Below are 12,882 nucleotides of genomic sequence, written 5' to 3'. Positions count from 1 at the left end.
GTCCAGCCATGACCAACGCCGTTCTTCGCGTCTTCCTGCTGGTGCTGCTGGCGCTGCCGTTGCAGGGCTTGCAGGCGCAGCAGAGCTTTCCCAGCCCCGATGCTGCGGTGGATGCCCTGATCCTCGCCCTGGGCAACCAGCGCGCCGACGCCGCACGCATGGCGGCCCTGCTCGGCGAGCAGTGGCGCAGCTACATTCCGCTCGAAGGCATCGAGCGCGAGGATGTCGACGCCTTCCTCGCCCTGTACCGGGAGCATCACGAGATTCGTTCGACGGCCCCCGACCTGGCGGTGTTGGTCGTGGGCCAGGAGGCCTGGGAGTTTCCCTTGCCACTGATGCGCGACGCCTCGGGATGGCGCTTCGATACCCAGGCCGGCGGCGAGACCATCCGCGTGCGTCGCATCGGCCGCAACGAGCTGGCCACCCTGCAGGCGGTGCGCGCCTACCACGACGCGCAGATGGACTACGCCGAGGTCGACCGCGACGGCGACGGCGTACTGGAGTACGCACAGCAGTTCGTCAGCCGCGATGGCCAGCACGACGGCCTGTACTGGGTCGAGCAGCCCGGCCTCGAGGAAAGCCCGTTGGGCCCGCTGTTCGGCGACGAACTGCCGGACGGCGACTGGCAGGGCTATCGCTACCGCATCCTCTCCGCCCAGGGGCCTTCGGCGCCGGGCGGTGCCTACGACTACCTGCTGGGCGACAACATGAGCCGCGGCTTTGCCCTGATCGCCTGGCCCAGCGCTTATGGCGACAGCGGCGTGATGAGCTTCATGATCAGTCACGAGGGGCGGGTGTTCGAAAAGGATCTGGGCCCCGACGGCGGCAACCAGGCCCTGGCCATGAGCCGCTTCGATCCCGATAGCAGCTGGCACGAAGTCGACCAGACGGTGCAGGCCGCGCTGCCCTGAGGGGCGGCTGCAAGCCGGGCGAACTAGCGCTTCGTCCCGACTGCCTTGTCATTAAATGAAAAGCGCCTGTCGTCCGATGAGAAGCACCCGCCAGGCCCTCGCCCTAAAGTCCAATCAACGCAAATCGACGCTGTTCGTCAAGATCGATGATTGGAGAAATCAGGCATGGCCAAAGCCGTACGCTTCTACGAAACCGGTGCTCCCGAAGTCCTTCGTTATGAGGACGTCGAAGTCGGCGAACCCGGCCCAGGCGAGGTTCGCCTGCGCCATGTGGCCGTTGGCCTGAACTACGCCGACACCTACTTCCGCAACGGCACCTACCCGATCCCGCTGCCCAACGGCATGGGCGTGGAGGCGGCCGGCGTGGTGCAGGCGGTGGGCGAGGGCGTGAGCAACGTGGCGGTCGGCGATCGCGTCACCTACACCGGCTTCCTCAACACCCTCGGCGCCTACTCCACCGAGCGCCTGATCCCGGCTGCGCCGCTGATCAAGCTGCCCGACACCATCGCCTTCGAGACCGCCGCGGCCATGACCATGCGCGGCCTGACCTCGGCCTACCTGATGCGCCGCATCCATGACTTCAAGGCCGGCGACAGCATCCTGCTGCACGCCGCCGCCGGCGGCGTCGGCCTGATCGTCTCGCAGTGGGCCAAGCTGCTCGGCCTGACCGTGATCGGCACGGTGTCCAGCGAGGCCAAGGCCGAAGTGGCCCGCGCCCACGGCTGCGACCACACCATCAACTACAGCCATGAAGACGTCGCCGGGCGTGTGCGCGAGCTGACCGACGGCGTCGGCGTCAACGTGGTGTTCGACAGCGTCGGCAAGAACACCTTCATGGGCTCGCTGGACTCGCTCAAGCGCCGTGGCCTGCTGGTCTGCGTCGGCACCGCCTCTGGGCCGATCGAAGGCTTCAACCCGCAGCTGCTGGCGATGAAGGGCTCGCTGTACATGACCCGCCCGGCCCTGGCCGACTACATCGCCGACCCGGCGGAGAAGGCGGCGCTGGCCGGCGAGCTGTTCGACCATGTCGGCAGCGGCCGGATCAAGATCGAGATCAACCAGCACTACGCGCTGCAGGACGCGGTGCAGGCGCACCGCGACCTGGAGTCGCGCAAGACCACCGGCTCGTCGATCTTCGTCATCTGAGGAGGCCCGCCATGCAAGTCGAACAACTGACCTACAACATCGGCGCCGAGCTGATCGGCGTGAATCTGGCCGACGCCATCCACGACGACGGGCTGTTCGCCGAGATCCGCCAGCAGTTGCTCAGGCATCGCGTGCTGTTCCTGCGCAAGCAGGAGTTCAGCCGTGCCGAGCACGTGGCCTTCGCCCGCCGTTTCGGCGAGCTGGAAGACCACCCGGTGGCCGGCAGCGACCCGGAGCACCCGGGCCTGGTGCAGATCTACAAGCGCCCGGACCAGCCGATGGACCGCTACGAGAACGCCTGGCACACCGACGCCACCTGGCGCGAGGCGCCGCCGCTGGGTTGCGTGCTGCGCTGCATCGAGTGCCCGCCGGTGGGCGGCGACACCATGTGGGCCAATATGGTGGTGGCCTACGCCAATCTGCCGGACGACGTCAAAGCCAGGCTCGAGGGCCTGCGCGCGCGCCACAGCATCGAGGCCAGCTTCGGCGCGGCGATGCCGATCGACAAGCGCCTGGCGCTCAAGGCGCAGTACCCGGATGCCGAGCACCCGGTGGTGCGCACCCATCCGGAAACCGGCGAGAAGGTGCTGTTCGTCAACGCCTTCACCACCCACTTCAGCAACTACCACACCCCGGATCGGGTGCGTTTCGGCCAGGACGCCAACCCCGGCGCCAGCGACCTGCTGCGCTACCTGATCAGCCAGGCGTACATCCCCGAATACCAGGTGCGCTGGCGCTGGCAGCCCAACAGCGTGGCGATCTGGGACAACCGCAGTACCCAGCACTACGCGGTCATGGACTACCCGCCCTGCCATCGCAAGATGGAGCGAGCCGGGATCATCGGCGACAAGACCTACTAACCCTTTCGCCCGTTCCGTTCCTACCGTTGCGGGGCGGGCTACTTTGACAAGACCAAGCGAGGATCCCATGCAATTCTTCGACGATTCGCTGCACCCGGAAAACATGGAAAAGGTGGTGATCACCGTCGCCCCCTACGGCCCCGAGTGGATGCCGGCGGACTTCCCGGAAGACATCCCGGTGACCATGGACGAGCAGATCCAGAAGGCGGTCGATTGCTATGAGGCCGGCGCCACCGTGCTCCACCTGCACGTGCGCGAGCTGGACGGCAGCGGCTCCAAGCGCCTGTCCAAGTTCAACGAGCTGATCAAGGGGGTGCGCGAGGCCGTGCCGGACATGATCATCCAGGTCGGCGGCTCGATCTCCTTCGCCCCGGAAGGCGAGGGCGAGGCGGCCAAGTGGCTGAGCGACGACACCCGCCACATGCTGGCCGAGCTGACCCCGAAGCCGGACCAGGTCACCGTGGCGATCAACACCACCCAGATGAACATCATGGAGCTGCTCTATCCGGAGTACCTGGAAGGCACCTCCCTGGCCAACCCGGCGTTCCAGGCCGCCTACAGCGAGATGACCGTGCCGGCCGGCCCGGCCTGGGTCGCCGAGCACCTCAAGCGCCTGACCGCCAACGGCATCCAGCCGCACTTCCAGCTGACCGGCATCCACGCCCTGGAAACCCTCGAGCGCATGGTGCGCAAGGGCCTGTACATGGGCCCGCTGAACCTCACCTGGATCGGCATCGGCGGCGGCTTCGACGGCCCCAACCCGTTCAACTTCTTCAACTTCATCCACCGCGCGCCGGACGGCTGCACCCTCACCGCCGAGTCGCTGCTGAAGAACGTCCTGCCGTTCAACGCCATGGCCCTGGCCATGGGCCTGCACCCGCGTTGCGGCATCGAGGACACCATAGTCGACCAGCATGGCAAGCGCTTCACCTCGGTGCAGCAGATCCAGCAGACCGTGCGCGTGGCCCACGAGCTGGGCCGCGAGATCGCCAGCGGCAAGGAAGCGCGCGAGATCTACCGCATCGGCGTGCAGTACGACAGCGTCGAGCAAACCCTGCTGGCCAACGGCATGGCGCCGAACCGCAAGGCGGGCCAGAAGGGCGTGCCGCAACGCGGTTGATCGAGCGAGTCAGTCCCCCTGTTTTGGTCAGGTCCAGGGGGGGAGGGCGATGCCGGCTCGCCGGCAGCACCCGTAGCGAACACGCCAGCCGGCTGGCTGGCGTGTTCGGCTGATCCCGAGGCTTTTGCGATAAAGCTCTTGCCCGGTTGGTAGTCGCGTCCGTCGCCACGTTGGCGGATGCGACGCCGGCCCTCCGCCCCCACAAGAGGCGGGTGAGGAGCTTTTTCCCAGAGGCTTTCACCCTAAAACAATAACGACAGTTCGAGGAGGCAGCATGGCTGCGCATCATATCGGCGACGACATCGAGGATAGCTCCCAGGGGATAGCGCGCCGCTATGCCTGGATCGTCTTCGCCCTGACCTTCGGCCTGCTGATATCCGACTACATGTCGCGGCAGGTGCTCAACGCCGTGTTCCCCAGTCTCAAGGCCGAGTGGGCGCTGAGCGACACCCAGCTGGGCCTGCTCAGCGGCATAGTCGCGCTGATGGTCGGCCTGCTGACCTTCCCGCTGTCGCTGCTCGCCGACCGCTTCGGCCGGATCAAGAGCCTGACCCTGATGGCGGTGGTGTGGAGCCTGGCGACTCTGGGCTGCGCGGTGGCGCAGAACTACGAGCAGATGTTCTGGGCCCGCTTTCTGGTCGGCGTCGGCGAGGCCGCCTATGGCAGCGTCGGCATCGCCGTGGTGGTTTCGGTATTCCCGCGCGAGATGCGCGCCACCCTGTCCGGCGCCTTCATCTCCGGCGGCATGTTCGGCTCGGTGCTGGGCATGGCCCTGGGCGGCGTGATGGCGCAGCACTTCGGCTGGCGCTGGGCGTTCGCCGGCATGGCGTTCTTCGGCCTGGCGCTGGCGCTGCTCTATCCGATCGTGGTGCGCGAGTCGCGCATCGCCCCGCAGCGTGTGGCCAAGGCGGCCGGCGCGGCGGCGCCGAAGGTCGGCCGGCCGCTGCGCACCCTGTATTCCAGCCGTTCGGTACTCTGCGCCTATGTCGCCAGCGGCCTGCAGCTGTTCGTCGGCGGCACCGTGATCGTGTGGATGCCCAGCTACCTCAACCGCTTCTACGGCATGAGCACCGACAAGGCCGGCGCCGTGGCCGCCATCATCGTGCTGTGCAGCGGCGTCGGCATGATTCTCTGCGGCATGCTCAGCGACCGCATGAGCCGCCACGGCCCCGAACGCAAGATCAGCCTGTGCATGGCCTATTGCCTGGGCAGCTGCCTGCTGTTGTCGCTGGCCTTCGCCCTGCCGTTCGGCACCGCCCAGCTGGCGCTGATTGGCCTGGGCATGGTGATCGCCGCCGGCACCTCGGGCCCGGCCGGCGCCATGGTCGCCAACCTCACCCACCACAAGGTGCACGGCACCGCGTTCGCCACCCTGACCCTGGCCAACAACCTGCTCGGCCTGGCCACCGGCCCGCTGCTGACCGGCAAGGTCTCCGATCTGATCGGCCTGGACAATGCCTTCCAGCTGGTGCCGCTGGTGAGCATCGCCGCCGCCGCGGTGTTCCTCCTGGCGGGGCGCAGCTACCTGGCCGATATGGCGCGACTGAAAGGCGAGGGCGTCGAGGAGAAGGCCGTCGAGGCGGCGGTGGAGGCCCAGGCATGAGCGCCGTATTGCAGGTCGAGGTGTTCTTCGACTTCATCTGCCCCTGGTGCCTGATCGGCAAGCGTCAGCTGGAAAGGGCCCTGCTGCAGCTGCAGCACGAGCGGCCCGGTGTGCGGGTGGAGCAGCAGTGGCATGGCGTGCAACTGTTGCCGCATCTGCCGGCCGAGGGCGTGCCCTTTGCCGCCTTCTACCTGGAACGTCTGGGCAGTGCCGAGGCGGTGAGCCTGCGCCAGGCCCAGGTGCAGCGCGCCGCCAGCGTCGCCGGGCTGGATCTCGACCTGAGCCGCATCGCGCAGATGCCCAATACCGCCGACGCCCATCGTCTGCTGGCCTGCGCCGCCGCGCTGGGCCAGCCGGCCCAGCGCGATGCCCTGCTGGAGCGCCTGTTTGCCGCCTATTTCCAGCATGGCGAGAACCTCGGCGATGGCGCCACCCTGCTGGCCATCGCCCAGGCCTGCGGTTTCGACACCGCCCAGCTGGCGCCGGTACTGCGCGGCAACGGCCAGCCGTACTTCGCGCCCGGGGCGAGCGCGGCCCAGGGCGTCCCCCATTTCGTCTTCAACAAGCGCCTGGACGTATCCGGGGCGCAGTCGGCCAACGCCTTGCTGCTGGCCATGCGCCGGGCCCTTGACGAGCCCGAGGAGCGCCGGGCATGAGCCGGCGTATCAGCGTCGCCCTGGCGCAGGTGGCCGCCCCCGGGGCGCGCCTGCTGCTCGAAGGCGAGGGCTACAGCCTGGCGCTGTTCAACGTCGAGGGGCAGTTCTACGCCATCGGCGACAGCTGCCCGCACCAGGGCTCGTCGCTGTGCGGCGGCAAGCTGCAGGGCCGAATGATCCAGTGCGGCGCCCATGGTCTGCGCTTCGACCTGGCCAGCGGCTACCTGCTCAATTCCACCCAGCTGAAAGTGCCCACCTACCCGGTAGAGGTGGAGGGCGAGCAGTTGCACATCCTTGTTTCGCCGCAGGAGTCGGCCCCATGACCGCCATTACTCTGGTCCAGTTCAACGACCGCGTGCGCGAACTGGCGCCGGGCATCAGCGTCAGCCTGGTGGCCGCCGCTGCCGCCACCTTCCTCTCCGAGCACTACGGCGCGCCGGTGATGCTGTTCGCCCTGCTGCTGGGGCTGTCGCTGAACTTCCTCGCCAGCGAGGGCAAGTGCAAGGCCGGCATCGAGTTCACCGCGCGCACCGTGCTGCGCCTGGGCGTGTGCCTGTTGGGCATGCGCATCACCCTGGAGCAGATCGCCGGCCTCGGCTGGAAGCCGCTGGCGCTGGTGGTGGTGCTGGTGGTGCTGACCATCTCGCTGTCGGTGCTGGCGGCCAAGGCGCTGGGTTTCCAGCGCCTGTTCGGCATGCTCACCGGTGGCGCCACCGCCATCTGCGGCGCCTCGGCGGCGCTGGCGCTGGCCGCCGCGCTGCCCAACCACCCGCAGAAGGAACGCGCCACCCTGTTCACCGTGATCGGCGTGTCGGCGCTGTCGACCCTGGCGATGATCCTCTACCCGATGATCGCCAACTGGTTTGCGCTGTCGCCGGAGCTCGCCGGGGTGTTCCTCGGCGCCACCATCCACGACGTGGCCCAGGTGGTCGGCGCCGGCTACAGCATGTCGGCGGAAACCGGCGACACCGCCACCGTGGTCAAGCTGATGCGCGTGGCCATGCTGCTGCCGGTGATAGTGGTGGCCGCCATGATCACCCGCATGCAGGGCGCCGAGACCGGCGGCCAGCGCCCGCCGCTGCTGCCCTGGTTCGCCGTCGGCTTCCTGATCCTGGCCTGCATCAACAGCACCGGCTGGGTGCCGAGCCTGGTGCAGGGCGGTATCAACGAGCTGTCGCGCTGGTGCCTGGTGGTGTCCATCGCCGCCCTCGGCATGAAGACCCAGCTCAAGGAGCTGGCCACCGTCGGGATCAAGCCGATCCTGCTGATGATCGGCGAAACCGCCTTCCTCGCCGCGCTGGTCCTGGTGCTGTTGCACTGGGGCTGGTGATGCGCCTTCCGAGCCTGCCTAGCCGAGACTTGTCATGAAGCAAAACCCCGAATCCCCGACGCCGGAGCAGTCCGCCGTGCCGGACGGCGCAGCCCTGCGCAAGCCGCGCAGCAACCGGAGCAAGGCACCGAGCGCCAGCAAGCCGACCGCCAAGAAGGTGGTGCGCAAGGTCGCCAAGCCGACAGCCAAGTCGATAGTGCTGGAGACGGCCGCCGAACTGGCCGAGGCCGCGGAGAAGCACACCCTGGCGGTGACCCCGCTGATCGGCGTGCGCCCGCGCGATGTGCTCGGCGCCGCCGGCTCGCTGCTCAAGGCGGTGGCGCGCACCCCGTTCAAGGCCGGCATGCACGGCGGCAACTACCTGCGCGAGCTCTACCGCATCGCCAGCGGCGCGTCCGCGCTGGCACCGGCGCCCAAGGACAAGCGCTTCGCCGATCCGGCCTGGCACAGCAACCCCTTCCTGCGCGCCCTGGTGCAGAGCTACCTGGCCGGCGAGCGCGAGCTCAATGGCTTTATCGAATCCTCGGACCTGCAGGGCGCCGACAAGGGTCGCGCACGTTTCGTCGCCTCCCTGCTGGTCGATGCCCTGGCGCCGAGCAACCTGCTGCTGACCAACCCCGCGGCGCTGCGCAGGGTGGTCGACACCGGCGGCGCCAGCCTGCTGCAGGGCGGCCGTCAGCTGGCCCGCGACCTGCTGCACAACCGCGGCCTGCCGTCGCAGGTCGACAGCACGCCGTTCAAGCTGGGCGAGAACCTCGCCACGGCCAAGGGCGAGGTGGTGTTTCGCAACAAGATGTTCGAGCTGCTGCAGTTCGCCCCCACCACGCCGAGCGTGTTCAGTCGCCCGCTGGTGATGTCGCCGCCGCAGATCAACAAGTACTACGCCGTCGACCTGTCGCCGGAAAAAAGCCTGATCAAGTGGATCCAGGACAGCGGCGTGCAGCTGTTTGTCATCAGCTGGCGCAACCCCACGGCCAAGCAGCGCGACTGGGGCCTGTCCGACTACGTGCAGTGCCTGGACCAGGCGGTGGACGTGGCGCGGCAGATCACCGGCAGCCCCGACGTGAACATGTGGGGTTCCTGCTCCGGCGGCATCACCCTGGCCGCCTACCTGGGCTGGCTGGCGGCCCAGGGCGAGGGCGCCAAGGTGGCCAACACCAACTGGGCGGTATGCGTGCTGGACATGCCTGCGGTAATGGACGACACCGGCATCGGCATGATCGCCACCCCGGCGGCCCTGGCCGCGGCCAAGGCCGGTTCGCGGCGCAAGGGTGTGCTCAGCGGCCAGGAAATGGCGCGCATGTTCGCCTGGCTGCGGCCCAACGACCTGATCTGGAACTACTGGGTCAACAACTACCTGCTCGGCAACAAGCCGCCGGCCTTCGACATCCTGGCCTGGAACAGCGACACCACGCGCCTGCCGGCGCAGCTGCACGCCGACTACCTGGACCTGATCGAGCAGAACCCCTTCAGCAACCCGAACCGGCTGCACATCGCCGGCCTGCCGATCGACATGACCCAGGTCCGTGTCGGTGCCTATGTGGTCGGCGGCACCACCGACCACATCACCCCCTGGCAGGGCTGCTACGGCACCGCCCGGTTGTTCGGCGAGGACAGCACCTTCGTCCTGTCCAACGCCGGCCACCTGCAGAGCCTGGTCAACCCGCCAGGCAACCCTAAGGCCTATTTCCATGCCGCTCCGGCGGCCCAGCCTGAGGCCGAGGACTGGCTCGAGGCCGCCGGCGAGCGCCAGCAAGGCAGCTGGTGGCCGCACTGGCGGCAGTGGATCGGCCAGCGCTCCGGCGCCAGCCGCAGCGCGCCGAAAACGCTCGGCTCGAAGAAATACCCGGCGCTGTGCGCCGCGCCCGGCACCTATGTGCTGGAGCGCTAGGTTCAGATCAATCCCGAGGTCATCCATGAACAAGCTCTATCCCGATGCCCATGCCGCGCTGGCCGATATCGTCCACGACGGCATCACCATCGCCTCCGGCGGCTTCGGCCTGTGCGGCATCCCCGAGGCGCTGATCGCGGCGCTGGGCGAGACCGGCAAGACCGGCTTCACCATCATCAGCAACAACTGCGGGGTCGACGACTTCGGCCTCGGCCCGCTGCTCTACAGCCGCCAGATCAAGAAGATGGTTTCCTCCTACGTCGGCGGCAACAAGGAGTTCGAGCGCCAGTACCTGGCCGGCGAGCTGGAGCTGGAATTCACCCCCCAGGGCAGCCTGGCCGAGAAGCTGCGCGCCGGCGGCGCCGGCATCCCGGCCTTCTTCACCCGCACCGGCTACGGCACGCTGATCGCCGAGGGCAAGGAAACCCGCCAGTTCGACGGCGACTGGTACGTGATGGAGCGCTCCCTGACTGCCGACGTGGCGCTGATCAAGGGCGCGGTGGCCGACAGGGCCGGCAACCTGATGTTCAACAAGACCGCGCGCAACTTCAATCCGCTGTGCGCCAAGGCCGGCCGGGTGTGCGTGGCCGAGGTGGAGGAGATAGTCGAGGTCGGCGAACTGGGCCCCGACGAGATCCACCTGCCGGGCATCTTCGTGCAGCGCCTGGTGCTCAACCCCAACCCGGAAAAACGTATCGAAGTGCGCACGCTTTCTAAAACGGCAGGGGGGAACTGATCATGGCCTGGACCCGCGAAGAAATGGCGCAGCGCGCCGCCGCCGAGCTGCAGGACGGCTTTTACGTCAACCTCGGTATCGGCCTGCCGACCCTGGTGGCCAACTACATCCCCGACGGCATGGAGGTCTGGCTGCAGAGCGAGAACGGCCTGCTCGGCATCGGCCCCTTCCCCGGTGAGGAGGAGATCGACGCCGACCTGATCAACGCCGGCAAGCAGACCATCACCACGCTGCCCGGCAGCAGCTTCTTCGACAGCGCCGAGAGCTTCGCCATGATCCGTGGCGGCCACATCAACCTGGCCCTGCTCGGCGCCATGCAGGTGGCCGAGAACGGCGACCTGGCCAACTGGATGATCCCCGGCAAGATGGTCAAGGGCATGGGCGGCGCCATGGACCTGGTGGCCGGCGTCAAGCGCGTGGTGGTGATCATGGAGCACTGCGCCAAGGGCGGCGCGCACAAGATCCTCGAACGCTGCGACCTGCCGCTGACCGGCGTCGGCGTGGTCGACCGGATCATCACCGACCTGGCCGTGCTGGACATCACCGCCGCCGGCCTCGAGCTGGTGGAGATGGCCCCCGGCGTGGACTTCGACCAGCTGCAGGCGGCCACCGGCTGCGCGATCCGGCGCCAGTAACCGCCACGCCCTGTGCTTTCAGGTCAGGGCGTGACCCGCTTCGGCGTGACGCTCCGGAGCGTTTGCGGCGACTGCGCACGCAGCTCGCCGCCTTTTAATCCTGTGTGGCGGCGCTTGCTTGCCGTTTGGCAAGGCGAGTGCGTCCACCATCGCCGGGCTGCGCTGTTCAGCGCACCGGGCACCAAAGAGCTGGTCAATCCGGGGGGCACCGCCCTGGATGCTTCGCGGCGGCTGGAGTAGCAGTCGTCCGCTTTTTTATTCCACCTCCGCGGCGGCTGCGCCTGCCGCCGCGGACGCGCCTGTCGCTGGCAGGTGCAGAACCGCTTAGCCCGATAACAATTAGAACGAGGTTAGGACCATGCGCAGAGTCATCCGGCTTTTCCTGCTGCCCTTGTTGTGTGCCCCGCTGTTGGCCGCCGGCCAGCCCCAACCGTTGAACGAGCTGAGCGCGCGCGGCCAACTGCTCTGCGCCAGCGCCCTGCTGTACTTCAATCCGGCCGAGCGGGCGCCGGATCCGCGCAGCCTGACGGCCGTCTACCACCACCTGCACAGCCTGCAGATCCAGGTTCTGCAGCTGGGCCAGCCGCCCGCACTGGCCGCGCCGCTGGCGGCCATGCAACGCAGCTTCGCCACGCTCGACGCCTTGCCGCGCCGGCAGCGTCAGGCCTATCCGCAGCTGCTGGCCCAGCTGCTTAGCCAGCAGCGCGCGCTGCAACAGGCGGCCGCCGGGGTCGTCGCGCCGGCCTCGGCCGCTGTCGAGGCGCCGACGCCGCTGCAGTTGCTGGGGCAGCAGAGCCTGGATCTGGCCAGCCTGCTGCTCGATTACCAGATACGTCATTACTCCTGGCCGTCGGGCGCGCCTGTGGCCTTCGCCCAGCTCTCGCCGCAGGCGCTCGACCGGGTGCTCGAGGCGCGTTTCGCGCAGCTGCGCCTGCTCCTGCCCGAGCATGCCGAGGCGCTGGCCAAGATCCGCAGCAGCTACCAGTTCGTCCGCCCGTTGCTGCAGGCGTCGGAGACGCGCGGGCAGGGTGGGGCGGAGTTCTACCTCAGCCGCGCCGTGCTCGATCTCGACGAGCTGGCCGCGAGCCTGCGCCAGCCGGCGCCCTGAACCGATATTTCCCACCCACCACTGCAAGGAGTCAACGGCATGCAGCCCTTCGTTCTCATCACCGGCGTTTCCTCCGGCATCGGCCTGGCTTGTGCCCGTCTGTTGCTCGATCAGGGTTACCGGGTCATAGGCACGCTGCGTCGTCAGGACGAGGCCGCCCGGCTGCGCGAGCAGCTGGGCGAGGCCTTCCATCCGCTGCTGCTGGACGTCACTGATCAGGCGGCGCTGCCGGACGCGGTGCGCCAGGTCGAGGCCTGGGTCGGCGGGCAGGGGCTGGCGGCGCTGATCAACAACGCCGGTATCGCCTCGCCCACCGGCCCGCTGCTGTTGCAGCCGCTGGCGGAGATGCGGGCCATGTTCGAGGTCAACCTGTTTGGCCTGATCGGCGTGACCCAGGCCTTCGCGCCCCTGCTCGGCGCCGGGCCCGGTCGCGCCGGCCGTGGTCGGCTGATCAATATCGGCTCGGTGTCCGGGCGCCTGACCACGCCGCTGGCCGGCTGCTACGCGGCGAGCAAGCATGCGCTGGAGGCGGTCAGCGACGCCTTGCGGGTGGAGCTGGGCATCTACGGCATCGAGGTGGTGCTGATCGAGCCGGGGCCGATCCGTACCGCGATCTGGGGCAAGGTCAAGGCCGATCCGCGCTACGCCGGCACGGATTATCAGGCTGCAGTGCAGGCGCTGCTGGAGCGGGTGGAACGCAGCGCGCGACAGGGCGCCGCGGTGGAGCGCGTCAGTCTGGCGGTGTTGCGGGCGATCCGCGCGAGCAGGCCGAAGCCGCGCTATCCCCTGCATCCGATGTGGCACCTGGCCGCCTGGTTGCCGACCCGCTGGCGTGACCGCCTGCTGGCAGGGTACGGCGCGTTGCCGCGGCGCAGCAGCCTTTGAA

Annotated in this window: 13 protein-coding genes; all 13 read left to right on the top strand. The window is 68.3% G+C overall.

The genetic code is table 11. The annotated features are described in order from the left end of the window. Positions 1–8: 8 nt before the first annotated feature. The 13 genes from AC1G9C_RS13150 to AC1G9C_RS13090 all read left to right on the top strand — a co-directional run bounded on the left by AC1G9C_RS13150 (position 9) and on the right by AC1G9C_RS13090 (position 12,881). Positions 9–911 (top strand): DUF2950 domain-containing protein, encoded by a 903-nt coding sequence (locus tag AC1G9C_RS13150; RefSeq protein ID WP_480407781.1) that lies wholly within the window; start codon positions 9–11, stop codon positions 909–911. 165 nt (positions 912–1,076) lie between these two features. Beyond that, positions 1,077–2,057: a quinone oxidoreductase family protein gene (locus AC1G9C_RS13145; protein WP_480407780.1), complete on the top strand. Its 981-nt coding sequence runs from the start codon at positions 1,077–1,079 to the stop codon at positions 2,055–2,057. An 11-nt stretch (positions 2,058–2,068) separates the two neighbouring features. Then, a complete protein-coding gene (locus AC1G9C_RS13140) occupies positions 2,069–2,917 on the top strand; it encodes a TauD/TfdA dioxygenase family protein (RefSeq protein ID WP_122109918.1) in 849 nt (282 codons plus the stop codon). Between the two features lie 67 nt (positions 2,918–2,984). Beyond that, positions 2,985–4,037: a beta-keto acid cleavage family enzyme gene (locus AC1G9C_RS13135; protein WP_122109917.1), complete on the top strand. Its 1,053-nt coding sequence runs from the start codon at positions 2,985–2,987 to the stop codon at positions 4,035–4,037. Between the two features lie 274 nt (positions 4,038–4,311). Further along, positions 4,312–5,640: an MFS transporter gene (locus AC1G9C_RS13130; protein WP_480407779.1), complete on the top strand. Its 1,329-nt coding sequence runs from the start codon at positions 4,312–4,314 to the stop codon at positions 5,638–5,640. Beyond that, positions 5,637–6,296: a DsbA family oxidoreductase gene (locus AC1G9C_RS13125; RefSeq protein ID WP_021443146.1), complete on the top strand. Its 660-nt coding sequence runs from the start codon at positions 5,637–5,639 to the stop codon at positions 6,294–6,296. The genes AC1G9C_RS13130 and AC1G9C_RS13125 overlap by 4 nt, the downstream gene beginning before the upstream one ends. Continuing rightward, complete coding sequence (locus AC1G9C_RS13120) at positions 6,293–6,619, top strand: Rieske (2Fe-2S) protein (protein ID WP_480407778.1); 327 nt, start codon at positions 6,293–6,295, stop codon at positions 6,617–6,619. Before AC1G9C_RS13125 ends, AC1G9C_RS13120 begins: the two co-directional genes overlap by 4 nt. Continuing rightward, entirely contained in the window at positions 6,616–7,626 is a 1,011-nt protein-coding gene (locus AC1G9C_RS13115; protein WP_021443148.1) for a YeiH family protein, read from the top strand. The genes AC1G9C_RS13120 and AC1G9C_RS13115 overlap by 4 nt, the downstream gene beginning before the upstream one ends. A gap of 34 nt (positions 7,627–7,660) precedes the next feature. Next, the gene (locus tag AC1G9C_RS13110; RefSeq protein ID WP_480407777.1) at positions 7,661–9,517 is read left to right on the top strand and encodes an alpha/beta fold hydrolase; all 1,857 of its coding nucleotides are present in this window, start codon (positions 7,661–7,663) and stop codon (positions 9,515–9,517) included. Between the two features lie 25 nt (positions 9,518–9,542). Next, positions 9,543–10,253, top strand: coding sequence for a CoA transferase subunit A (locus AC1G9C_RS13105; RefSeq protein ID WP_480407776.1), 711 nt, complete (start codon positions 9,543–9,545; stop codon positions 10,251–10,253). Positions 10,254–10,255: 2 nt separating this feature from the next. After that, positions 10,256–10,888: a CoA transferase subunit B gene (locus tag AC1G9C_RS13100; RefSeq protein ID WP_122109910.1), complete on the top strand. Its 633-nt coding sequence runs from the start codon at positions 10,256–10,258 to the stop codon at positions 10,886–10,888. 358 nt (positions 10,889–11,246) lie between these two features. Then, positions 11,247–11,996: a hypothetical protein gene (locus AC1G9C_RS13095; protein ID WP_480407775.1), complete on the top strand. Its 750-nt coding sequence runs from the start codon at positions 11,247–11,249 to the stop codon at positions 11,994–11,996. Between the two features lie 39 nt (positions 11,997–12,035). After that, positions 12,036–12,881 (top strand): SDR family oxidoreductase, encoded by an 846-nt coding sequence (locus tag AC1G9C_RS13090; protein WP_480407774.1) that lies wholly within the window; start codon positions 12,036–12,038, stop codon positions 12,879–12,881. Position 12,882 lies beyond the last annotated feature (1 nt).

This window comes from Pseudomonas sp. ABa2, assembly GCF_056676075.1.
Note: the sequence above shows the minus strand (reverse complement) of the source record. Positions and strands in the feature narration are given on the sequence as shown.

Coding starts and splice junctions, on each gene's coding strand:
- AC1G9C_RS13150 (WP_480407781.1), top strand. CDS start 9: ATGACCAACGCCGTTCTTCGCGTCTTCCTGCTGGTGCTGCTGGCGCTG.
- AC1G9C_RS13145 (WP_480407780.1), top strand. CDS start 1,077: ATGGCCAAAGCCGTACGCTTCTACGAAACCGGTGCTCCCGAAGTCCTT.
- AC1G9C_RS13140 (WP_122109918.1), top strand. CDS start 2,069: ATGCAAGTCGAACAACTGACCTACAACATCGGCGCCGAGCTGATCGGC.
- AC1G9C_RS13135 (WP_122109917.1), top strand. CDS start 2,985: ATGCAATTCTTCGACGATTCGCTGCACCCGGAAAACATGGAAAAGGTG.
- AC1G9C_RS13130 (WP_480407779.1), top strand. CDS start 4,312: ATGGCTGCGCATCATATCGGCGACGACATCGAGGATAGCTCCCAGGGG.
- AC1G9C_RS13125 (WP_021443146.1), top strand. CDS start 5,637: ATGAGCGCCGTATTGCAGGTCGAGGTGTTCTTCGACTTCATCTGCCCC.
- AC1G9C_RS13120 (WP_480407778.1), top strand. CDS start 6,293: ATGAGCCGGCGTATCAGCGTCGCCCTGGCGCAGGTGGCCGCCCCCGGG.
- AC1G9C_RS13115 (WP_021443148.1), top strand. CDS start 6,616: ATGACCGCCATTACTCTGGTCCAGTTCAACGACCGCGTGCGCGAACTG.
- AC1G9C_RS13110 (WP_480407777.1), top strand. CDS start 7,661: ATGAAGCAAAACCCCGAATCCCCGACGCCGGAGCAGTCCGCCGTGCCG.
- AC1G9C_RS13105 (WP_480407776.1), top strand. CDS start 9,543: ATGAACAAGCTCTATCCCGATGCCCATGCCGCGCTGGCCGATATCGTC.
- AC1G9C_RS13100 (WP_122109910.1), top strand. CDS start 10,256: ATGGCCTGGACCCGCGAAGAAATGGCGCAGCGCGCCGCCGCCGAGCTG.
- AC1G9C_RS13095 (WP_480407775.1), top strand. CDS start 11,247: ATGCGCAGAGTCATCCGGCTTTTCCTGCTGCCCTTGTTGTGTGCCCCG.
- AC1G9C_RS13090 (WP_480407774.1), top strand. CDS start 12,036: ATGCAGCCCTTCGTTCTCATCACCGGCGTTTCCTCCGGCATCGGCCTG.